We start from the raw sequence: 22,262 nt of genomic DNA, 5'->3' as shown, positions 1-22,262 counted from the left end.
GTCAGGCGTAGCGCATGATGGCGGTCTTGGTTTCGAGATAGCCCTCGATCGCCGCGCGGCCATGCTCGCGGCCGATGCCGGACTGCTTGAAGCCGCCGAACGGGGCGGCCGGGTCGAGCGTGTTGTGCGAGTTCACCCACACGGTGCCTGCCTTGAGGCCGTGGATCGCCGTCATCGCCTTGCCCATGTCGCGGGTCCAGATCGAGGCCGACAGGCCGTAGCGCGTGTCGTTGGCGACGCGGATCGCCTCGTCGAGGTCGGCGACGGGCATCGCCGCCACGACCGGCCCGAACACCTCCTCGCGCACGATCTCCATGTCCGGTTTCACATGATGCAGGATCGTCGGCGCGACATAGTGGCCCCTGGCCGGAACCGGTCGCGCGCCGCTTACCCGTTCGACGCCCGCCGCCAGGCTGCGGTCGACAAAACCCTGCACGCTGTTGCGATGCTTGGCCGAGACCAGCGGATTGATCTGCGCCTCGGCGTCGCGGCCGGCGCCCATCGTCATGCCGTCGGCGATCTCGGCCAGCCGCGACAGCGTGCGGTCATAGATCGACTTCTCGATCAGCAGCCTGGCCGCCGAAGTGCAGACCTGGCCCTGGTTGAAGAACATGCCGAGCCCGGCGAGCAGCGGCTCGATGCCGTCTTCCATATCGGCCAACAGGATCATCGGCGACTTGGAACCGAGCTCCAGCGTGAAGCGAGCGACACGGTCGACCGCGGCGTGGCCGACGCGTTTTCCGACCTCTGTCGAGCCGGTGAAGGTCAGCTTGTCGATGCCGGGATGGCGGATCAGCGCCTCGCCGGTGACGGCGCCGCTGCCGGTGACGATGTTGACGACGCCGGGTGGAAAGCCCGCCGCCTCGATCAGCTCGGCGAGCCTCAGCAGGCCAAGCGGCGTTTCCTGCGGCGGCTTGAGCACGATCGTGCAGCCGCAGGCCAGCGCCGGCGCGATCTTCCACATGCCGATCAGCAGCGGAAAATTCCACGGCACGATGGCACCGACCACGCCGACCGGCTCCATCACCGTCATCGCGTGGTGCCTGGCGCCAGGCGGCACCGGAATCGAGACCTGGAAGGTCGAGCCTTCGATCTTGGTCGCCCAACCCGCGTAATAGCGCAGCCAGTCGACGGTGCCGCCGGCGCTCAGCATGCGGGCGACGCCCAGCGACTTGCCGTTCTCGACGCTCTCGATCTCGGCCAGCAGATCGGCGTCGGCCTCGACAAGATCGGCGAGCTTCAGCATCAGATTCTGGCGGTCGACAGGGCGCATCGATGCCCATGGCCCTTCGAGCGCCGCGCGTGCCGCGCGCACCGCCTGGTCGACAAGCTCCGGGCCGCTCTCGGGCACAAGTGCTACGATCTCACCGGAGGCGGAATCGTCGACTGCAAGACCTTCGCCCGTAAGACCCTCGACAAAACGCCCATTGATGAAAGGCCGGTGTTGGCGCGACAGGAATGCGGCGGCGGCAACGCTGATCGGCGGCACGGTTCTCTCGTTCACGCCATCCTCCTCGAATGCTGACGGTCATTTTCCCGGAGGGTTATGGAGCGCGCTTGCCCCCTTCAAGCCGCCATTGGCGCGAGTGCGCTTTCAGTCAAAACAAAGTTCCCGCTCGGACAAGACGGCTCGCCTTTGGCCAATCAAGATCGCACATGAGATCGGCCACGCCGGCACGTCTCGACGGTCCTGGAGGGTGGCAACGATTGAGCGCGGTTCTCGGTAATCCGATGGTCACCACGGCCGCGCTGCCGCTCTTGCTCGGTATCGCGCTTGCCTTGCTTGCACGTTTCGCCTTGCCGGCCTCGTCGCCGGCGATGGCGCTGTTTTGGGCAGCGCTGCTCCTGTTCTTCTACTGGGACACGCTTGGTCCGCCGGTCATGCCGCCGGTCGCCGCCAGCCAGAAGCTGATCTATCTCGCTCTTGTCGGTATCGTTGTCGGCCTGCTGCCCGGGCGTATGCTGGGCCGCGGAACAGGTCTAATCGCCGTCATCGCTTTTGCGGCGGCCTTCCTGTGGCTCGGTTGGCGGCGCCTTGCAGGCGGCTCGCTCGACCTTCAGATGATCGCCGCGCTGGCCGTCGGGCTGTCGATGCTGATCGGCGCCGCTATGCTTACCGCGCAGCAACCTTCGCCATCGCCGCCAGCGGAAGAGCCGTTCCTGGCACCGGCGGCGGTGCTCGCTCTGTCGCTCTCCGGCGCCATTGTCTCGGTGCTCGGCGCATCTCTGGTCACTGGGCAACTGCTCGGCTCGATTGCCGCGCTGATCGGCGGCTGGTGCCTCGTGCAGTATCTCGCGACGCTGCGCGGCGGCGCGGCCACCTCATGGAGCAAAGGCATCGAATTCCTGCTGCTCTATGCTGCGGCTACGGCGCTGATCCAGGTGGCGCTGCTGGCGCCCAAGGCCAATCCCGCCGCGCTCGCCCTGTCATCCCTGCCGCCGATTGCGGCCGTGCTCGTGCGCGGCCGGCTGCAAAGCCTGCTTCCCGGTGCGCGGCCTTTGCGGCCGCTCGTTGCCGGCATCATGATCGCCGCTCCGGCGATGCTGGCCATCGTGACGGCGATCGTCTGGGCGCCGCATGGGGCCGCCCTCGGCTTTTCCTGAGCCAAATCCAACAAACAACCACAACAGGGAGAAACATGTGAGGACGAGAAAACTGATTGCCGCGCTCGCTTTTGCCGGCGCATCCATGCTCGCCGCGGCGGCTCATGCCGACAACTACGAAATCGACGGCCAGCACGCCTGGATAACCTTCACCATCAAGCACGGCATCTACGGCATCGCCCATGGCCAGTTCGACGGTGTCAAAGGCGCGATCGTCATGGACAAGGCCGATGTCGCCAAGAGCAGCGTCAAGGCGGAGCTCGACGTCGGTTCGGTCCATACCGCCTTCGACCAGCGCGACAGCGACCTGAAAGGACCGGACTTCTTCAACGCCGCCGAGTTCCCGACGATCAGCTTCGAGAGCACCAGGGTCGAGAAGGTCGACGACAAGACCGGCAAGGTCACCGGCAATCTCGCGATCAGCGGTATCAGCAAGGAGGTCACGCTCGACGTCAAGCTGCTCAACGAAGCGCCGGCGCCGTGGGACGCGACGCTGACCAAGGCCGCTTTCAGCGCCACCGGAAAGGTGAGCACCGCGGACTTCCCGATGGCAAAGGCCGCTGACGGGTTCGGCCTCGGGCCTGAGGTCGACATCGTCATCGATATCGAGGCGGTGAAGAAATAGGCCGCCGCAAGCCAAGCGCATGATGCCGCGCGGCAAAGGTCGCGCGGCGTCCAAGAGAAGGGCAGAAGTGCGCTCTCAGTCAAAACAAAGTTCCCACTCGGACAAGACGGACTGAGCTGGTCGTCGCAAACTCAGCATCGAAGATCAGCAGCATTTGGGCCTCGTGCCCTTGAGGACGGCAGCATGAGATTTTCGGGCAAGACGGCGTTCATCACCGGCGGCGGCACCGGCATAGGTGCGGCGGTCGCCCGGCGCATGGCCGCCGAGGGCGCCAAGGTGGTGCTGATGGGCCGGCGGCGCGAGCCGCTCGAGGCCGTGACCAGGGACATTGGCGGACTGGTCGTGCAGGGCGATGCCGCCGATGCCAAAGCGGTACGCTCCGCCCTCGCCGAGATCCACGAAAAGATAGGGCCGGTCGATATTTTGGTCGCCAATGCCGGCGGTCACGGCGTTGGCCCGACCGTGACGATGAGCGACGAGACCTGGGCGCTGGCGACGCGCACCAATCTCGATACTGCCTTCGTCTGCGCCCGCGAATGCCTGCCCGATCTCATCGCGCGCAAAGGCAACATCGTCGTCGTCGCCTCGATCGCCGGCCTGTTCGCCGGGCCGGCGGCGGCGGGCTACGTCACCATGAAGCATGCCTGCGTCGGCTTCGGAAAATCGCTGGCGCGCGACTATGGCCGCCAGGGTGTGCGCACCAACATCATCTGCCCAGGCTGGGTGGCGACCGCCATGGCCGATGAGCAGATGCAGGTGGTCGTGGACAAGCATGGGCTTGGCTCGATCGAGGAGGCCTACCGGCTTGTCACCAAGGACGTGCCGCTAGGCCGCCCTGCGACGCCGGACGAGGTCTCGAACGTCATCTGCTTCGTCGCTTCCGCCGAGGCGGCCATGATGAACGGTTCGATCCTGACTGTGGACGGCGGCGCCACCGTAGTCGACCTGCCGACCCTCGCATTTGTCGATTGATTTGGAGATGGCGATGAACGACCAGAACAGACCCGCCGACTGGAAGCACTTCGACGACTTCGCCGCCGGCATCGCCACCAACAGGCTGCCGACGACCGGCGCGTTGCGCGGGCAGACGTTCAAGATCACGCTGAAGACCGGCCGTGTCATCGACCTCGCCTTCACCGCCGCCGACACAGTGGCCTGGAGCGAAGGCAGCGAGGCCGGCGCCGACTGGTACGAGGCGCTCGAGGTGGCGCCCGGCGTCTTCTTCATCAACATGACCTTCGTCGCCAGGCCGGCAGAGGACGAGGCCTTCATCGTCGACATCAGGACGCGGCACGTGCTGTCGGTGCGCGAGCGGGTGCGCGAGCCTGGCGAAGCGCCGGGCGAGCCGCGCGTGGGGCAGGTTTATTCCGCCGGCGTGCTGGGCGATCCAGCCGTGCCGCCAACGGGCCACGAGCCGGCGCCGACGCGCGACCTGATCGGGCTCACCGCGCACTACACCTACAGCCCCAACCATGTTTACGAGCATATCTATCTCAGCTCGCAGCGCTACGCCTGGCAGAACCTCGTCGGTGTCCAGCGCGGCCATGGCGACGTCGATCTCGCCACCACCTGGAAGTTCGCCGACAACCTCTATGTCTTCGGCTTCCGCGAGTTCATCATCCCGGTCGCATCGCTGTTCTTCTACAACTGGGACACCATGCGCTCGACCGGCAAGTTCCTCGGCGTGACCAGCCAGGGCAAGGTCGAGAACAAACCCGCCGGCGCCTTCATCGAGAAGAAATCCAGGGCCGTCTACGACCAGGGCCAGGAGCCCGTGTGAGCGTTGGGATCAGCATCATGAGCAACAAGAACTACGACGCCATCAAGGCTCACTATGCCGGTTCCGACGCCAAGGACCTGGCGGCGATGATGGCACCGATCACCGGCAGCACCGCCTGGACCGAGATGGCCGGCTTTCCCTATGCCGGCACCTATGTCGGCCCCGATGCCGTCATCGCCGGCGTCTTCAAGCGCATCGGCGAAGACTGGGACGGCTACACTTTCGCGCTGGAGAAACTGGTCGATGGCGGCGCCACCATCGTCGGCATCGGCACCTATTCGGGCACCTACAAAAGGACCGGCAAGCCGATGACCGCGCGTGTCGTCCACGTCTGGGAAATGCGCGACGGCAAGGCCATCAGTTTCGAACAGTTCACCGACACCAAGCTGGTCGCGGACGCCATGGGCTGAAGCATCGGCACGAATGAATGCGGGCCTCGCCTTGGGAGGGTCGGCTTGATGAAAACCTGGGAGGATGGAATGGAAATCAGTCTGAAGGGAATGCTGGCCGGCCTGTTGCTGTCCTCGGCGCTCGGCCTTGGCGGCACGCTTGTCGCCAATGCCGCCGGCGACGAGATCGTCATCGGCGCGCCGATCTCCTTGACCGGGCCGCTCGCCGGCGACGGCAAGGAGCAGAAATGGGCCTATGAGCAGGCCGTCGCCGACATCAACAAGGCGGGCGGCATCATGGTGAAATCCGCCGGCAAGAAGTTGCCGGTCAGGCTGGTCGTCGCCGACGATGAAAGCTCCGAAGGCAAGGTCGCTTCGGCGCTGGAAAACCTGATCAAGGTGCAGAAGGTGGACGCGCTGCTGTCGACCCATTCCGGACCGATGAACATCGCCGGCGCTATCGTCGCGGAAAAATACAAGAAGTTCTACATGATCACGACGGCCTTCCCCTTCGAGTGGCAGCCGTTGAAGCTCAAATACTCGGCGCTGTTCTTCTTCCATCCGGGACCCGGCGCGGAAGTGCCGTTCCAGATCTGGGACAAGCTGCCGGCCGACGAGAAGCCGAAGCATCCGGCGCTGGTCTCGGAAGACTCGCCCGACGGCAAGGGTTTCGGCGGCGCTTTCGAGGCGGCGGCCAAGAAATATGGCTACAGCTTCGCCGTCGACGATCCCTGGGCGATCGGCGCCACCGACTATTCGGCGCTGGTCACCAAGCTCAAGGCCGCCGATGTCGACGCCATGCTGGTCTTCGGCTCGCCGGCCGACACCATCACGCTGCTCAGGCAAATGAAGGAACTCGGCTTCTCCGTGCCCTACTTGCATGGCTGGAAGGGCACCTGGACCGGCGAGTTCCATGAGGCGCTCGGACCCGACTCCGACTACATCCTGACCGACGGCTTCTGGTCGGCGAGCTATCCTTACAAGGGCGCGAAAGAGCTCGGCGAGCGCTACGAGGCCGAGTTCAAGAAGGACTCGGTCACCGTCGGCGCCTTCTACGCCAACGCGCAGGTACTGGCGCAGGCCATCGAGAAAGCCGGCAGCACCGATGCCACCGCCATCCACGACGCGATCTTCGGCCAGGAGTTCAAGGACACGGTGGTCGGCGACCTGAAGTTCGACGACACCGGCTTCGCGCTGATCCCCAGCGTCGCCACGCAGTGGTGGCAGGGCAAGCACCAGCTCATCTATCCCGACGGCAGCTGGACCTACAAGCCGGCCCCGGCCTGGGACAAGCGCTGACGGCGACTGGCGCTCGTGTGTGGAAGTATCCTATCCGAACGCAAGCGTTTGCCCTGAAGGGCGCCGACGGTGCGGCAGCCACTTTCTCCCCGTCACTATACGGGGAGAAATGCCCGGCAGGGCAATGAGGGGCGGCGCTAACCTTGGCATGTTCCGTATATGGCAATTTCGACCGGAGAAACAGAAACACAATGCAGGCGGACGGGACCTTGCTGCGCCTCGAGGCGGTCAAGAAGCGCTTCGGCGGGCTTGTCGTTCTCGACAACATCGATATCGCGGTCGGCGGTAACGAACTGATCGGCCTGATCGGCCCCAACGGCGCCGGCAAGTCGACGCTCTTCAACGTCATCACCGCCATCTACGCGCCGACGGAGGGGAGGGTGTCCTTTCGCGGCACGGACATCACCGGCATCGCGCCTCACCGCATCTCAAGGCTGGGCATCGCCCGCACCTTCCAGCTCGTGCGGACTTTCCTGACGATGACCGCCTTCGAAAACGTCATGGTCGGCGCCGTCTACGGGGCAGGGGGCCGGGTCAAGCATGCGACCGAGGCGGCGGACGCTGCGCTCGAACTGGTCGGCCTCACCGCCAGGCGCGACATGCGCACCGCGCATATGACGCTGTCCGACCGCCGCATGCTGGAGATCGCGCGAGCCGTCGCTTCCGATCCGGCGCTGCTTCTGCTCGACGAGCCGATGGCCGGTCTAAACCCGACCGAGATCCAGCGCATGGTCGACGTCATCCGCCGTGTGCGCAGCGAAAAGGGTATCTCGATGCTGTGGGTCGAGCACAAGGTCGACGCCATCATGAAAGTCTGCAGCCGGGTCATCGTGCTCGACCACGGCGAGAAGATCGCCGACGGCACGCCGCGCGAAGTCACGAAAAACCGCAAAGTCATCGAGGCCTATCTTGGCGAACCGGCTACTTGAAGTCAGCGATATCGAGGTCGCTTATGGCGACGTCGGCGCGCTATGGGGTGTGTCGCTCCATGTCGATCCCGGCACGATCGTCGCGCTTGTCGGCGCCAACGGTGCCGGCAAGACGACGCTGCTCAGGACCGTTTCCGGCCTGCTCAGGCCGAAGGCGGGCGACATCCGCTTGTCAGGCCGGTCACTGGTCGGCAAGGCGCCGCAGGAGATCGCCCGCATGGGCATCGCGCATGTGCCGGAAGGGCGCGGACTGTTCCGCCAGATGACGGTGCTGGAGAATCTCGAGCTCGGCGCTTTCCAGCCCAGGGCCCGGCCGCGCACGAAGCAGCTGCTTGAGAAAGCCTATACGCTGTTCCCGCGCCTGAAGGAGCGCGCGCAGCAGAAGGCCGGCTCGCTCTCCGGCGGCGAGCAGCAGATGCTGGCGATCGCGCGCGCCACCATGTCGGAACCGTCGCTGCTCATCCTCGACGAGCCGTCGCTGGGTCTCAGCCCGCTCGTCGTGCAGCAGATGTTTTCGCTCATTCAGACCTTGCACGGCCAGGGCGTCACCATCCTGCTGGTCGAGCAGAACATCCATCAGGCGCTGAAGGTCGCCGACTACGCCTTCGTGCTGCAGACCGGCTCGCTCGCCATGCAGGGCACCGGCGCCGAGCTGATCGCCGATCCGGAAATCCAGAAGGCCTATATGGGCGTGTTGGAGTAGAAAAATGTTCAATCTCCCGCCACCCGAGATCCTGCTTCAGCTCTCGCTCAACGGCGCGCTCGGCGGCGCCATGTATGGCGTCGCCGCGGTGGGCTTGAGCCTCATCTTCGGCACCATGCGGCTGATCTTCCTCGCCCAGGGCGCTATGATCATCCTGGCCGCCTATTTCGTGCGGGCACTGTTCTACGGCCTCGGCATCGACCCGTTCCTGTCGCTCTTGATCGTCGTGCCGGTCGGGCTCGTCGTCGGCTGGCTGATTTATCAGGGCCTGTTCCGCAAGGCCGCCGCCGAGGAAGACCGCAACGTCTCGCTGCTCATCGCGGTCGGCCTGATGTTCCTGGTGCAGAACCTGATGACGGTGATCTGGGGCGGCAACACGGCTGGTGTCGTCACGTCCTACACCGCGACCGGCATCGAACTGCTTGGCGTGCGCACCTCTTTCACCCGTTCGATGGGCTTCCTCATTGCGCTCGCCGGCACCGGGCTGGTGATGCTCTTTTTGCGCAAGACGATTGTCGGCAAGGCGGTGCGCGCCGCCTCGGAGGACATGGACGCCGCGACCTTGATGGGCATCAGCCCGCACCGTGTCAACGCCATCGCCTTCGCCATCGGCATCTCGCTGGCAGGCGCGGCCGGCGTCGCGGTGGCGACGACCTTTCCGTTCAACCCCTTCGCCGGTTTCATCTTCAGCCTGAAAGCATTGGTGGCGCTGGCGCTCGGCGGTATCGGCAATGTCACCGGCGCTTTGGCCGGCGGCATCCTGCTTGGCCTGATCGAGGCCTATGTCCAGTTCTTCATCTCGGGCGGCTGGACGAATGCCATCGCCTACGGCGTGTTCCTATTGGTGCTGATGTTCAAGCCGGAAGGTCTGTTCAGCCGTCCCTACAAGAAGGCATGAGAGCGATGGGCCGAGCCTTGCAATGGATCGCCGTTCTTGTGGTCGCGGCACTGGCGCTGCTGCCCTTCGTGCCCGGCGCGGTCGACGCCTATTATTTCTCCTTCCTGTTCTTCGTCTTCCTCTACGCCATCATGGCGCAGAGCTGGAACCTGGTCGCCGGCTATGGTGGCCAGATCAGCCTCGGCAGCCACGCCTTCTTCGGGCTCGGCGCCTACACCACTGCCATCCTGTGGAGCGGCAATTACCTCTGGGGCTCGCTCTATGATGCGCATCCCAGCATGTATTATTTCGATCCGGTCACGATGCTGTTCGGCGGGCTTGTCGCGGCAGTCGCCGCGGTCCTTATCGGCTTGCCGCTCCTGTCGAAACTCCACGGCGACTATTTCGCGCTTGGCACGCTCGGCTTCGGCGAGATCGTCAAGGTGCTCTTCGTCAATGGCGGCGACTTCACCGGCGGCGCCTTCGGCATCGTGGCGCCCGCGAGCGCTTTCGACACGCTGCGCCCGCATTACTGGGTCGCGCTCGGCCTGATGGTCGCCACCGCTTTAGCCATCCGCGCGCTGATGCGATCGCGTTACGGATTGGCGCTGATTGCCGTGCGCGACGACGAGATGGCCGCCTCCGCCAACGGCATCGACACGCTCAAGGTCAAGGTCGCCGCCTTCGCCGGCAGCGCCTTCATCGCCGGTGTCGCCGGCAGCCTTTACACCTACTACATTTTCCATGTCGGCCCGGACTCGGTGTTCGACCTCGACTGGATGCTCCTGCCCTTGATGATGACCGTGGTCGGCGGCACCGGCACGCTGCTTGGTCCCATCCTCGGCGCGCTGGTGATGTATGCGGTGTTCGACCTCGCCCGCATCGTGGTGCCGGATTATCACCCGGTGATTTCGGGGCTGACGATTATCCTGGCGATGCTGTTCCTGCCGAAGGGGATGATGCGGCTGGGAGTGATGCGGCGCCTGAAATCCGCGTAGAAGCTAGCTCATCAGCTTCGGCAACCCCGCCGCCAGCGCGTCGACGGCCAGCCGTACCTTCAGCGGCAGATGCGGTGTCTGCAGCCAGAGCGCGTGGCAGTCGTAGAGATGGTCCTTCTGGTCCGGCAACAGCCGGACCAGCGCCCCGGCCTCGATGCGTTGGCGCACCAGCCAGTATGGCAGCCAGGCGAGGCCCATGCCGTCGGTCGCCGCATTGGCGATGGCGTCGAGGTCGTCGAGCCGCAGCCTGCCGGCCGGAACGATCTCGGCGACCGAACCGTCGTCGCGCGGGAACAGCCAGGGCTGCAGCGCCTGGCCGAGCCGCCTGTAGATAATCGCTTGATGGCCGGCAATGTCTTCCAGGCCGGCCGGCTGGCCGAATGCCTCGGCATAGGCAGGCGACGCACACACGATCATGCGCTGGCGCGCAACACGCCGTGCGATGATGCCGGCCCTGTCATCCAGCGTTCCGGTTCGGATCGCCAGGTCGAAGCCGTCCTCGACGAGATCGGCGAAACGATCGCTGAGCGACAGGTCGAGTTCCAGCGTCGGATAGCGCCGGGCGAGATCGAGCACGATCGGCGTGACGCAATGGCGGCCGAAATGCGCCGGCATCGTCACGCGCAGCTTTCCGCGCGGCTCGGACAGTTGGTCGGCCGCCAACGCGTCGGCCGCTTGCGCCTCCGCCAGCACTATCCGGCAGCGCTCGTAATAGGCGCGCCCGAAATCGGTCAGGCTCTGCCGGCGCGTCGTGCGGTTGAGCAACCGCATGCCGAGCCGTTCCTCGAGGAAGCGGACATGCTTGCCGACCATCGGCCCTGACAAATCGAGCGCCGCCGCGGCCGCCGCGAACGAACCGAGATCGACGGCTTTGACGAACACTTCCATGCTTTCGAGACGATCCATATTCAAAACCATACGTTTCGACTGTTCTGCTTGCTGGGCGATTTATCGCTTTCGGATCGCATCGCATAGTCCATTCCATCGAAATGATTTGGAGTTTCATGATGGCAAGGGTCGTTCGCTTTCACCGCCACGGTGGGCCGGAGGTGCTGCGTATCGAGGATGTCGAGGTGCCTCCGCCAAGTCCGGGCGAGGTGCGGATCAGCGTCAAGGCACTGGGCTTGAACCGTGCCGAAGCCTCGATGCGCAGCGGCACTTACATCGAGATACCGTCGCTGCCGTCAGGCCTCGGCCTCGAAGCGGCTGGCATCGTCGACGCCGTCGGCGCCGGTGTGGAAGCCTTCGCGCCGGGTGATGCCGTGAGCATCATCCCGCCGCGCCAGATGGCGCTCTGGCCTGCCTATGGCGAGCTCGTGACCTTTCCGGCCGGGCTCGTCGTCAAGCATCCGTCATCGCTTACCTTCGAAGCCGCCGCCGCGACATGGATGCAATACCTCACCGCCTATGGCGCGCTGGTCGATGTCGCCCGTCTCGGCCCTGACGAGCCCGTCGTCATCACCGCCGCGTCGAGCAGCGTCGGGCTGGCCGCCATCCAGATCGCCAACTTGATCGGCGCCGTGCCGGTCGCGGTTACCCGGACATCAGCCAAGAAAGCGGCGCTGCTCGATGTCGGCGCGGCGCATGTGGTGGCCTTGGCCGAGGAGGATCTCGAAGCGAGGTTGAGAGAGATCGCGCCGCAAGGCGTGCGCGTCGTCCTTGACCCGATCGGCGGCCCGATCTTCACGCCGCTGACGGCCGCGATGTCGCGCGGCGGCATCCTCATCGAATATGGCGGCCTCAGCCCCGAGCCGACGCCGTTCCCTCTGTCTACTGTGCTGGCCAAGACGCTGACGCTGCGCGGCTACCTCGTCCACGAAATCACCGGTGATGCTGCCCGACTGGAAGCCGCCAAGGCTTTCATCGTCGGCGGCCTCGCATCGGGTGCGCTGAAGCCGATTGTCGCGAGGACGTTCCCGTTCGAGCAGATCGTCGAGGCGCATCGCTTCCTGGAATCGGGCGAGCAGTTCGGCAAGATCGTGGTGACGCTTTGACCGCCCGCCACCTTCGAAGCGTAGGCACATTTGTCCGGTCAGCCCGCCTGTGATGCGGCTGGTGTTGGACGAAGAACCCCGGCGGCCTGAGGTCATAGGCGGGAGTTCTGCTGCTGGCCTCCCGCTCTTGCCGGCCGAATGATCCTTGCGGCAAGAGCCCGGCAGACCAGGGGAATGTTTTTACCCATGGACAGGCTTTCGCAATTTCATTCCTGTCTATGTCTATAAAATAAGTGAACTTTAATCCGAGCCCCGCTGGACAGGGCTGGCAATCGAGGCCGTGGCCTCCGTTCAAAAGGATTGAGTTCACATGCGAAACCTGATTTCCGCCGTCCTTGTCGGATTTGCCGTGGCGGCAACTTCCGCAGTCGCGCATGCCGACGACAAGAAAGTTGTCATCGCCTACCAGACCGGCGCCAATCCCTACAATCTCGGCATCGCCAATGGCGATCTTGCCAAGAGAACCGGCTGGAATATCGAATTCCGTCGCTTCAATTCCGGCGCCGACATCTTCGCGGCCATTGCATCGGGCGACGTCCAGGTCGGCGATGTCGGCTCGAGCCCGTTTGCCGCAGCCGTCAGCAGGGGCATCGACGTGAAGGCGTTCTATATTTCCTCGGTCTCCCGCGACGGCGAGGCGTTGGTGGTTCGGCCTGACATCAAGTCGCCGGCGGACCTGCGGGGCAAGAAGCTCGCCGCGGCGCCGGTATCGACAGACCACTACCAGCTCCTCGCGGTCCTCAAGCAGGAAGGCATTTCCGAGAAGGAAACCCAGGTCATCGCCATCCCCCAACCCGAGATCGTCGCAGCCTGGAAGCGGGGCGACATCGACGGTGCGTTCGTGTGGGACCCGGCGCTGTCCGAACTCAAGAAGGACGGCAAGGTCCTGCTTACGGCCGGTCAGGTAGCCGATCGCGGCGCGCCGACCTTCGGCGCGTTGGTTGCGACCGGCGAGTTCGCCAAGGCCAATCCCGACTTCCTCGGCCAGTATGTCCGGCTGATCGACGGCTACAACACGGCCTATCTCAGCAACCCGGCTGCCTGGGGGCCGGACTCCGACAACGCCAAGCTGATCGCCAAATTGCAGGGCGGCACGGCGGCGGAGAATTCCGAGCAATTGAAGACGACGGTCGTACCGCCGCTCGACGACCAGGTCTCCGACAAATGGCTCGGTGGCGGGGACAAGAGCGCCGTGGCGAAAATCCTCAAGGACACGGCTGGCTTCCTGAAGGACCAGCACAAAATCACCGCCGTCAAGGACAGCTACGCCGCATTCGCCGATCCGCAATACGCGGACGTGGCCAAGGCGTCGAACTAGAGATCGGTGAAGACGCTCGGTTCCGGCTGGCGGAAATTCCGCCGGCCGGATAGCCCCGGAGAATTCCCATGCTTCGAATTCGCGACGCCAGCGTCACTTTCCCGGCCTCGGACGGCCAGGAAGTCCACGCGCTCGACCGCATCTCGCTGGACATTGCTCCAGACACCATCGTCGTCGCCGTTGGCGCTTCCGGGTGCGGCAAGTCGACCTTGCTCAATGCGATCGCCGGCTTCCTGCCGCTCACCGAAGGCACGATCACATTGGACGGACAAGAGATCGAAGCGCCTGGCGGTGATCGCGGCGTCGTCTTTCAGAAAGACACCTTGCTGCCTTGGGCCAACGTCCTGGACAACGTTGCGCTCGGGCTGAAATACCAGGGCGTGCCGCGTGGCGAGCGCCGCGAGCGGTCGAGGCGTCTGCTGGAATTGGTCGGGCTTGCCGACTTCGCCGAAAAACCGCCTTACGAATTGTCCGGCGGCATGCGCCAGCGTGTTGGAATTGCAAGAGCGCTGGCCACCGACCCCAAGATATTGCTCATGGACGAGCCGTTCGGTGCGCTTGACAGCCTGACGCGCGAGACAATGCAGCAGCTTCTGGCTTCGATCTGGGCGAAGACGGGCAAGCAGATCTTCTTCATCACCCATTCAATCGAGGAAGCGCTCATTCTTGGCACGACCATCGTCGTGATGTCGCCTCGGCCGGGCCGCATCGTTGCCCGGTTCGATACCGGCTTCGTCCGCGATTTTGCTGAGAGCGGCGATATCGGGCCGATCCAGTCCCACCCGCGGTTCATCGAATTGCGGCAGGAAATCCGCTCGCTCATCCACAAGCCGGAAGATGTCCGCAAAGGAACCTTGCAATGACGCTTGCCGCCAATTCCCAAACGTCCTTTCCGGCCGCTGCGAACCCGCGTGCGCCATCCGCTCGGCCACGCCGAGCCAAATCGACCGACACGCTCGGCATCAGCCTGGTCACCTTGGCATCGCTGATTGCGTTGTGGTTCCTCGCCGCGCGTTTCGGCTGGGCGTCGTCGCTTTTCTTGCCATCGCCGGCGGAGGTGCTGACCCAGTTCAGCGCCGTCGCGGCCGATGGCTACGCCAATGGAACGCTGCTCAACCACACAATGGCAAGCCTTGGCCGCATCGCGACGGCGCTTGCGGCCGGCATCGTGGTCGGCATTCCGCTCGGCCTGCTGATGGGGCTCAACCGCTGGGTGAAGGGTATCTTCAGCGTCCCGATCGATCTTTACTGGGGTCTGCCGCCCTTGGCATATCTGCCGCTTCTGATCATCTGGCTGGGAATTGGCGAGACCTCGAAGATCGTGCTGCTCACGCTATCGACCTTCGCGCCGATCTGCTTTGCCGCGCAGGCTGGTGTCCGGTCGGTGCCCGCTGAACGGATAAATGCCGCGCTGTCGCTCGGCGCCAATCGGCTGCAGCTATTCACCAGCATCATCCTGCCTTCCGCGTTGCCGGAGATCATGACCGGCTTGCGGATTGCGATCGGCGCCGGACTGTCCACGCTTGTCGCCGCCGAACTGATCGCGGCCCAGTCCGGCCTTGGCTACATGATCATGTCGGCGGCCAATTTCCTCGCCACCGACGTCGTTTTCGTCGGTCTCATCGTCATCGCCGCGCTCGCTTTTGCCTTCACCAGCGGCATGCGCTGGCTGGAGCACCGCCTCGTCCCATGGAAGGGCAAGCTCTGAAGCTCGCCGGTCCCCACGTTCCGCGTCTTTCAAAGGAAGATTCAATGTCCAGCAACACTCGTCCGCTCGACCTCTACTGGTATCTGCCGACCCACGGCGACGGGCCGTATCTCGGCACGGACGAGCGGCACCGCCCGGCGACCTTCGGATATCTCAGGGAGATCGCGCAGGCGGCCGACCGAGGACGCCTGGATCGTGGCGGCCGGGCTGATCCCGCTTACCGAACGGCTTAAGTTCCTGGTCGCGCTCCGGCCGGGCAGCGGAACGCCGGCCCTTTTTGCGCGCCATGCGGCCACGCTCGACCGCATCTCCGAGGGCCGTGTCCTGCTCAATGTCGTCACCGGTGCGGACCCGGCCGATCTCGCCGGCGACGGCAACACGCTCGGCCATGACGAACGCTATGCGCAGACCGATGAGTTCCTGACCATCTGGCGGCGGATCCTTTCGGGGGAACCTGCCGATTTCGACGGCAAGTACTTGTCCGCCCACGGCACCGACATTTCCTTCCCCCCGATCCAGCGGCCCCATCCGCCACTCTGGTTCGGAGGCTCTTCCGACGCCGGCATCGCGGTCGCCGCCAAGCATGTCGATGCCTATCTGAGCTGGGGCGAGCCGGCCGACCAGCTTGCCGAAAAGATCGGGCGGGTCAGGGAGGCTGCCGCGGCGCAGGGTCGGACGATCCGCTTCGGTCTTCGCATTCACCTGATCGTTCGCGAAACCGAAGAGGAGGCATGGGCCGCCGCCGATCGGCTGATCAGCCACGTCACCGACGACCTGATCGCCGAAGCCCAGAACGGATTCGTTCACATTTCGGAATCGGTTGGGCAAAAGCGCATGTCGGCGCTCCATCAGGGCCGGCGCGACCGATTGGTCATCGGGCCGAATCTGTGGGCGGGACCGGGGTTGGTGCGCGGCGGTGCTGGAACAGCTCTTGTCGGCAACCCCGACAATGTTGCCGCGCGCATTCGCGAATACCAGGAGATCGGCATCGAAACCATCATCGCGTCCGGCTACCCGCACCTGGAAGAGGCGTTCAACGTGGCCGAACTGCTTTTCCCCAAGCTCGGACTGAGAGGCGAAGACACGCCTGCGGAGCGCAGTTGGGATGTCGAGTTCGGGCGCGGCGTGCGGCCGAAGGCCGTTGCGTCAGCCTCGTGAAATATCGAGGCCGGCACCAAGAAGGAAGGTTGCTCTATCGAGGGTTATGAACGCGCCGGTTTGGGGCCTAATGCACCACCGTCCGCACCCTTTCCCTCAACTCCCTCGGTGCCACGTCATACTTGCTCTTGAACGCCCGCGAAAAATGCGCGCTCGAATTGAACCCGCAGGCAAAGGCGATTTCGGAGATCGAAACTGAGGCGCGTGCGGGGGACAGCAGTTCCTCCTTGCTGCGCTCCAGCCGCCTGTCCCAGACGAAGCGTTCGAGTGTGACGCCCTCGCCCTCGAAGGCGCGGTGGAGGTAGCGGCGCGAGCAGCCCATATGGCGGGCAATGTCCTCGGCCGACAGGTTGGAGCGAGCGAGGTTGGCGTCGACATAGGCGACGATGCGCTCGCGCAGCGCTTCCAGCGGCGAGCGGCGGAATTCCGGCGCCATCGGCTTTGCCTGGATCAGGCCGTTGACAAGCTGGATCAGGCTTTCGCCGACGCGGCGGCAGCCGGCTTCGTCGAGCTTATGCGCTTCGCCGATCGCCATCTGCATCAGGCCGGACACGATATGGGTCAGGCTGTCGCCCTCGCCGGGCAGCGGCACAGGCGCCAGCAGGCGCGCCAGCGTCTCGTCGCCGAAGGTCGAGCGCGGCACCTGCAGGATGAGCTGGTCGACATCGGAAAGGTTCTGCAGCGAATAGGCGCGCACCGGGTCGTAGATGATCGCCGCGCGCGGACCGAGGTCTATCGCCGTCTGCTGCTGCTCGAAGCGGCTGCGGCCCTTGATCTGCATCAGGATCTTGATCGCGTCGGGATCGAAGCTGCGCCAGAAGGTGCGGTCGTTGACGACCAGATGCGACTTGGCCCTGATTTCGGACAAGCGGCAGGAACCCAGATTGACCGACACCAGCTTCGGCAGCGACGGCGCCTCGCCGCGCGAAAAGCGCTGGGTGATCGGGCCGAACAGCATCCGCGACGCGGACAGGAAGGCTTCGCCGTCGGCGACGCTCACATGGTGGCCGTACATCGTTTCCTCCTCCGGTTCATGATCTTGAAGATCATGCCTAAACCAGAATTCCCGTCTTCGCGGGATTGAGACGCAACGGCGGAGCCGATGCAACCGGAAAGGAAGTTAACATGCTAACCATCTCTCCCGCAATGGCGGAGATGGGCAATGAACAGGCCGGCATCTGGCGCCGGCCCGCTCATATGTTCGGGCTAGGCGGCCTTGACCTTCAGCTCTTCCTCGCCGCGCACCATCCTGGCCACGCCGGCGAAGTCGAGCTTGCCGGAACCGAGAACCGGCACCTTCGGCACGACGCGCACTTCGGCCGGCACCATCAGGTCCATGGCGCCGTTCGCCTTGGCGAAGGCGAGGAACTCCGCGCGCGTCGCGCTGGCCGCCTGGGTGATGAGGATCAACTTCTCGCCCTTGCGCGCGTCCGGCACGCTGGCGACAGCCGACAGCGAGCCCTTCCAGAGTTCGCCCGCCAGCGCCTCGACCGCCGCCAGCGAGACCATCTCGCCGGCGATCTTGGCGAAGCGCTTGGCGCGGCCACGGATCGAGATGAAGCCCGCATCGTCGACGGTGACGACGTCGCCGGTGTCGTGCCAGCCGTCGGCCAGCGGCTCGATCACGCCCGGATTCTCGGCACGCAGGTAGCCGGCCATGACATTGGGGCCGCGCACGAAAAGCCGTCCGCCTTCGTCGACGCCGGGCACCGGCTCCAGGCGATACTCCATGCCGGGCATGATTTTGCCGACGCTGCCTGACTTGTTGTACATCGGCGTGTTGATCGCGATCACCGGCGCGGTCTCGGTCACGCCGTAGCCTTCCAGGATGCGCAGGCCGAACTTCTCCATATAGGTCGTGCGCGTCGCAGCCTTGACCGGCTCGGCGCCGGCGAAGCAGTAGCGCACCGAGCGGAAGTCGTAGGGATGCGCCGTGCGGGCATAACCCGAAAGGAACGTATCGGTGCCGAAGATGATCGTCGCGTTCGACGCATAGATCAGTTCCGGCACGATGCGGTAGTGCAGCGGCGAGGGGTAGAAATAGACCGGCACGCCCGAGATCAGCGGCAGCACCGTGCCCGCCGTCATGCCGAAGGAGTGGAAGATCGGCAGCACGTTGAACACCTTGTCGCCCGAGTGGAAGTCGATGCGCGAGGCGGCCTGGGCGGCGTTGGCCAGGATGTTGCGGTGGGTGAGCACCACGCCCTTCGGCGTACCTTCGGAACCCGAGGTGAACAGGATCGCGGCCGCATCGTCGGCCTTGCGCGCCACCCGCGGCGTCGACCTGCGCAGCAGGCCGAGCAGCTTGTCCTTGAGGCCGATCGTGGCGCGCAGATCGTCGAGCCAGACGATATCGACCGAACGGCCGATCTCCTCGACCACCGGCCCGAGCTTTGCCTGTTCGACGAAGGCGCGGGAGGTGAGCACGGTGCGCACCTCGGCCGCCTTGCAAGCCGACAGGATGTTGGCCGCACCGGCGGTGAAGTTGATCATCGCCGGCACCTTGCCGGCCGACATGACGCCGAGCAGAGCTGCGCAGGCACCGTTGGCGTTGGGCAGCATGATGCCCAGCGTCTGCTGTCCGGCATAAAGATGCTCGAACTTCTCGCCCAGCACCGCGGCGGCCGTCAGCAGCTTGCCGTAGCTCAGCGAGCCGGTGACCGGATCCTGTACGGCAAGCTCCTTCATGCCGCGTTCGTGCGCGGTCTCGATGATCTTCTGCAGCACCGTCTTGTCGATGTCCTGGGTGCGGAAGACGAGGTCCGACATCACCTGGTAGAGCGCGGAACCCGCCGCGGCGCGGCGTTGGCGGCCCCTCAGGTCCTGCGGAACTTCGAGCTTCACCGGCTCCAGGATGGTCACCTTGACCTTCGGGAACAGGCGGCGGCGCACATGCTGCGAGGTCAGCCGCGAGAAGTAGCTCTTCTCCAGCCCTTCGATGCGCACCGGCACCACCATCGAGCCGGTCTTGTCGGCAACCATCGCGGCGCCGTCATAGACCTTCATCAGGCCGCCGGTAACGGTGATGCGTCCCTCCGGGAAGATGACCAGCGGATCGCCGCCCTGCACGATCTTGATCAGCGTGCGGGTCGACATCGGCTTCGCCGGATTGAGCGGCAACGCGCGGGCAAGCTTCATGAACGGTTTCATCCACCAGGCCTGTGCGATCGTGTAGTCGATGGCGAAGACCGGTTCCTCGTCGGTCAGCGTCAGCGCCAGCGGGCCGTCGAGGAAGCTGACATGGTTGAGCGCCAGGATCGGCGCCTTGCCGGCGGCCTTGAGATTGTCCAGTCCCTCGACCTCCAGGCGCAGGAAGGCGCGGAACAGGATCGAGACGAAATCGCGGAAGGGGTTGGTCGGCAGGTATTTCAGCATCAGCCAGGCGGCGATCGCATTGGCCGCGACGAGGCCGAACAGGATACCCGCGATGGAGACGCCAGCCGCCTGGATCGACGCGACGAGGATGCCGCCGACCGTCATGAAGCCGGCGTTGACGATGCTCACAGCGGCGACGACGCGGGCGCGACGCGCCTCCGGCGACCATGCCTGCACGGCGGCGAAGGTCGGCACCACCAGGAAGGCGGCCGCGATGGCCATGCCGGCCAGGTCGATGGCGACACGGATTGTGTTCGGGCCGGCGAAGAAGGTGGCAAGCGTCTCCGCCTTGGGCGAGGGCTGCATGCTCCAGATGGTCCAGGCGAGGTGCAGGCCGAACAGTGCCAGCAGCGCCGTGCCGACTGGCGCGGGAAGCAGCACCATACGGCCCTGCGACATCCACGCCGCGGTAGCCGAGCCGATGGCGATCGAGACGGCGAACACCGCGAGATAGGCGGTGACGGCGATCTCGTTGCCGCCGAGCGAATCCTTGATCAGCGCCGGCAGGATCGAAAGCACGATGGCGCCGACAAGCCAGAACCAGGAGGTCATCAGGCCGGCGCGCCAGATGCGCGTGTCGGTGCGCAAGTCGGCGACCTGGCGCCAAGTCGAGCGGAAGATGTTCTTGTCGATGATGAGATTGGGAGCGGCCGAGCCGGTGGACGGGATGTAGCGGCTGACGAACCAGCAGCCGACGGCCAGCGCCATCATGATCGGCCCGAACACCCAAACGCCGATGCCGTCGGCCGAAACGACGCCGCCGGCGATGGTGCCGCCGAGGATCGCGGCGAAGGTGGCCGACTCGATCCAGGCGTTGGCCTTGGGCAGTTCCTTGCGCTCGAGGTGATCCGGCAGGATGCCGTATTTGATCGGTCCGAACAGCGCCGAGATGGTGCCGAACATCAGCAGCGCCGTCATCAGCACGGGAATAGACGACAGCGCGATGCCGACGACGGCGACTGCGGCCGCGGCGATCTCGGTGAATTTCAGCCGGCGCGCGATGAGCGCCTTGTCGAAGCGGTCGGCGATCTCGCCGCCCAGCGCCGAAAGCAGCAGGAAGGGCGCCATGAAGACGGCGCCGGCAAGCGTCACCAGAGACGCTGCCTGATCGGCCGCCAGCGTGAAGAGAATGAGGAACACCAGCGTGTTCTTCAGGAAATTGTCGTTGAAGGCCGAGAGGAATTGCGTCCAGAAGAGAGGCGCGAAGCGCCGCGACATCATGAGATGGTTGTTCATGGCAATTTCCATTGGGCAAAGGCCATCCGCAGATCCAGTTGGAATTGGACGGACACTTGCGCGGTTTGAGCCTTGTTTATCGGGAAGCGGTTAAACTTCGTTACTGCGGTTCAATCCAATCCATTTGTTTCTTGTTCTTGGCGCGCCGCATCTGTCGTCCGCGATCGGTCTCCAGCTTTCCAGGCGCTCGAATATTTGCGGGCATGGCTGTCGGCGAGCATCGATATGATCCTTTCGTTTCAGGCTTAGTGTGGCTCGGCGCAGGCTTGTTTCAGGCCGGATACAATCGGCCGGGTTGGCCTTTCCTAGGCTCCGCAGCAGGTTGGTATTCGGCTATGAACGTTGTTCATAGGCGCACAATAGCACATTATGAACGACGTTCAAGAGAAAAATGAACGATGTTCAAATGCCGAATGCATAGGTTAAAAATGTCCAAAAACAGGGGCCGGCGGCTTCGAGCGCCGGTGGCGCGTCTCACGCCTCGCCGGTCAGCCGCGCCGAGATCATTCTTGCCGCCCTGACCGCCGCCTCGCCCTGGCTTGCCGCTACGGTGTCGTCGACGCGCGAAACAGGCGAGGCCACCGCCAGCGTGCCGACCGGCTGCCCGTCGGCGCCGAGGATCGCAGCGCCGATGCTGTGCACGCCTTCCTCATAGCCCTGGGCGCTGCGCGAATAGCCGCGTGAAGCGGCAAGCGCGATGGCTTTCACCAGATCGTCCGGCTGCGTCATCGTGAACGAGGTGAAGGCCGGCAGCGGCTTTTCGAGATAGGCGCTGATCGCTTCCAGGCGTGATGCGGCAAGGAAAGCGATGCCCGACGCCGTGCCGTGCAGCGGCAATACCTGGCCGACATCGACATTGACGCGGTTTGCCTTGGCCGACAGCTCGACATGGAGCGTCAGTAGCGCGCCGGCGCTGAACTCCGACAGATGCACCGTCTCGCCGGTCTCGAGCGACAGGTCGCGAATGACGGGAGCGGCGAGGCGCACGAAGGGAAAATGCGCATCGCGAATGCGGGCCAGCCGCGACAGGCCGGCGCCCAACCGGTAACGGCGGCTCCGCGGCTCCTGCTCGATCAGCCGGTGCTCGCTGAGCGCCATCAAAAGGCGCCTCGCGGTCGCCTTGTCGAGGCCGGCGCGGCGGGCGAGGTCGGAGAGCCCGATGTCCGGCTCGTGAAGCGTGAACAGCTCCAGCAGCGACACCGCCTTGCCCACCGTGCTCATAGCGCATTCTCCGAGATACTTCGCATGTGAATTAACTTGACAGTCGTC

General features: G+C 64.7%; 19 protein-coding genes and 1 pseudogene. 15 read left to right on the top strand and 5 right to left on the bottom strand.

What is annotated here, in order from left to right:
• Window position 1 precedes the first annotated feature (1 nt).
• Window positions 2-1,504, bottom strand: coding sequence for an aldehyde dehydrogenase family protein (locus AC0L2L_RS09355; RefSeq protein ID WP_473577746.1), 1,503 nt, complete (start codon window positions 1,502-1,504; stop codon window positions 2-4).
• 203 nt (window positions 1,505-1,707) lie between these two features.
• Between AC0L2L_RS09355 and AC0L2L_RS09350 the strand changes: the two genes are divergently transcribed.
• The 10 genes from AC0L2L_RS09350 (at window position 1,708) to AC0L2L_RS09305 (ending at window position 10,204) form a co-directional block, all read left to right on the top strand.
• Entirely contained in the window at window positions 1,708-2,604 is an 897-nt protein-coding gene (locus AC0L2L_RS09350; protein WP_473577744.1) for a hypothetical protein, read from the top strand.
• Between the two features lie 37 nt (window positions 2,605-2,641).
• On the top strand, window positions 2,642-3,229 hold the full coding sequence (locus AC0L2L_RS09345; protein ID WP_473577742.1) for a YceI family protein: 588 nt from the start codon (window positions 2,642-2,644) through the stop codon (window positions 3,227-3,229).
• A 183-nt stretch (window positions 3,230-3,412) separates the two neighbouring features.
• Window positions 3,413-4,201, top strand: a complete 789-nt coding sequence (locus AC0L2L_RS09340; RefSeq protein ID WP_473577740.1) for an SDR family NAD(P)-dependent oxidoreductase — start codon at window positions 3,413-3,415, stop codon at window positions 4,199-4,201.
• Window positions 4,202-4,214: 13 nt separating this feature from the next.
• Window positions 4,215-5,009: a MoaF C-terminal domain-containing protein gene (locus AC0L2L_RS09335; protein ID WP_473577738.1), complete on the top strand. Its 795-nt coding sequence runs from the start codon at window positions 4,215-4,217 to the stop codon at window positions 5,007-5,009.
• 17 nt (window positions 5,010-5,026) lie between these two features.
• Window positions 5,027-5,419 (top strand): nuclear transport factor 2 family protein, encoded by a 393-nt coding sequence (locus AC0L2L_RS09330; protein ID WP_473577736.1) that lies wholly within the window; start codon window positions 5,027-5,029, stop codon window positions 5,417-5,419.
• Between the two features lie 69 nt (window positions 5,420-5,488).
• Complete coding sequence (locus tag AC0L2L_RS09325; protein ID WP_473577734.1) at window positions 5,489-6,697, top strand: amino acid ABC transporter substrate-binding protein; 1,209 nt, start codon at window positions 5,489-5,491, stop codon at window positions 6,695-6,697.
• Between the two features lie 191 nt (window positions 6,698-6,888).
• A complete protein-coding gene (locus AC0L2L_RS09320) occupies window positions 6,889-7,626 on the top strand; it encodes an ABC transporter ATP-binding protein (protein ID WP_473577732.1) in 738 nt (245 codons plus the stop codon).
• Window positions 7,607-8,329, top strand: coding sequence for an ABC transporter ATP-binding protein (locus AC0L2L_RS09315; protein WP_473577730.1), 723 nt, complete (start codon window positions 7,607-7,609; stop codon window positions 8,327-8,329). The genes AC0L2L_RS09320 and AC0L2L_RS09315 overlap by 20 nt, the downstream gene beginning before the upstream one ends.
• 4 nt (window positions 8,330-8,333) lie before the next feature.
• The gene (locus AC0L2L_RS09310) at window positions 8,334-9,227 is read left to right on the top strand and encodes a branched-chain amino acid ABC transporter permease (protein ID WP_027164465.1); all 894 of its coding nucleotides are present in this window, start codon (window positions 8,334-8,336) and stop codon (window positions 9,225-9,227) included.
• A gap of 5 nt (window positions 9,228-9,232) precedes the next feature.
• A complete protein-coding gene (locus AC0L2L_RS09305) occupies window positions 9,233-10,204 on the top strand; it encodes a branched-chain amino acid ABC transporter permease (protein WP_473577728.1) in 972 nt (323 codons plus the stop codon).
• Between the two features lie 3 nt (window positions 10,205-10,207).
• On the opposite strand, the gene AC0L2L_RS09300 is transcribed toward AC0L2L_RS09305, so the two are convergent.
• Window positions 10,208-11,110: a LysR family transcriptional regulator gene (locus AC0L2L_RS09300; protein ID WP_473577726.1), complete on the bottom strand. Its 903-nt coding sequence runs from the start codon at window positions 11,108-11,110 to the stop codon at window positions 10,208-10,210.
• Between the two features lie 101 nt (window positions 11,111-11,211).
• Here AC0L2L_RS09300 and AC0L2L_RS09295 point away from each other — a divergent pair, with 101 nt between their 5' ends.
• The 5 genes and pseudogenes from AC0L2L_RS09295 (at window position 11,212) to AC0L2L_RS09275 (ending at window position 16,382) form a co-directional block, all read left to right on the top strand.
• Window positions 11,212-12,198, top strand: coding sequence for a zinc-dependent alcohol dehydrogenase family protein (locus AC0L2L_RS09295; protein WP_473577724.1), 987 nt, complete (start codon window positions 11,212-11,214; stop codon window positions 12,196-12,198).
• 310 nt (window positions 12,199-12,508) lie between these two features.
• Window positions 12,509-13,516 (top strand): taurine ABC transporter substrate-binding protein, encoded by a 1,008-nt coding sequence (gene tauA, locus AC0L2L_RS09290; protein WP_473577722.1) that lies wholly within the window; start codon window positions 12,509-12,511, stop codon window positions 13,514-13,516.
• A gap of 68 nt (window positions 13,517-13,584) precedes the next feature.
• Complete coding sequence (locus tag AC0L2L_RS09285) at window positions 13,585-14,379, top strand: taurine ABC transporter ATP-binding protein (RefSeq protein WP_473577721.1); 795 nt, start codon at window positions 13,585-13,587, stop codon at window positions 14,377-14,379.
• Entirely contained in the window at window positions 14,376-15,224 is an 849-nt protein-coding gene (locus AC0L2L_RS09280; protein WP_473577719.1) for an ABC transporter permease subunit, read from the top strand. The genes AC0L2L_RS09285 and AC0L2L_RS09280 overlap by 4 nt, the downstream gene beginning before the upstream one ends.
• A 44-nt stretch (window positions 15,225-15,268) precedes the next feature.
• A pseudogene (locus AC0L2L_RS09275) lies at window positions 15,269-16,382 on the top strand (LLM class flavin-dependent oxidoreductase).
• 67 nt (window positions 16,383-16,449) lie between these two features.
• Here AC0L2L_RS09275 and AC0L2L_RS09270 read toward each other — a convergent pair.
• The 3 genes from AC0L2L_RS09270 to AC0L2L_RS09260 all read right to left on the bottom strand — a co-directional run bounded on the left by AC0L2L_RS09270 (window position 16,450) and on the right by AC0L2L_RS09260 (window position 22,214).
• The gene (locus AC0L2L_RS09270; protein WP_473577717.1) at window positions 16,450-17,397 is read right to left on the bottom strand and encodes a helix-turn-helix domain-containing protein; all 948 of its coding nucleotides are present in this window, start codon (window positions 17,395-17,397) and stop codon (window positions 16,450-16,452) included.
• Between the two features lie 191 nt (window positions 17,398-17,588).
• A complete protein-coding gene (locus AC0L2L_RS09265) occupies window positions 17,589-20,993 on the bottom strand; it encodes an acyl-[ACP]--phospholipid O-acyltransferase (protein WP_473577715.1) in 3,405 nt (1,134 codons plus the stop codon).
• 474 nt (window positions 20,994-21,467) lie between these two features.
• Entirely contained in the window at window positions 21,468-22,214 is a 747-nt protein-coding gene (locus tag AC0L2L_RS09260) for an IclR family transcriptional regulator (RefSeq protein ID WP_473577714.1), read from the bottom strand.
• Window positions 22,215-22,262: the final 48 nt, after the last annotated feature.

It is taken from the genome of Mesorhizobium sp. WSM4832 (assembly GCF_055811115.1).
Note: the sequence above shows the minus strand (reverse complement) of the source record. Positions and strands in the feature narration are given on the sequence as shown.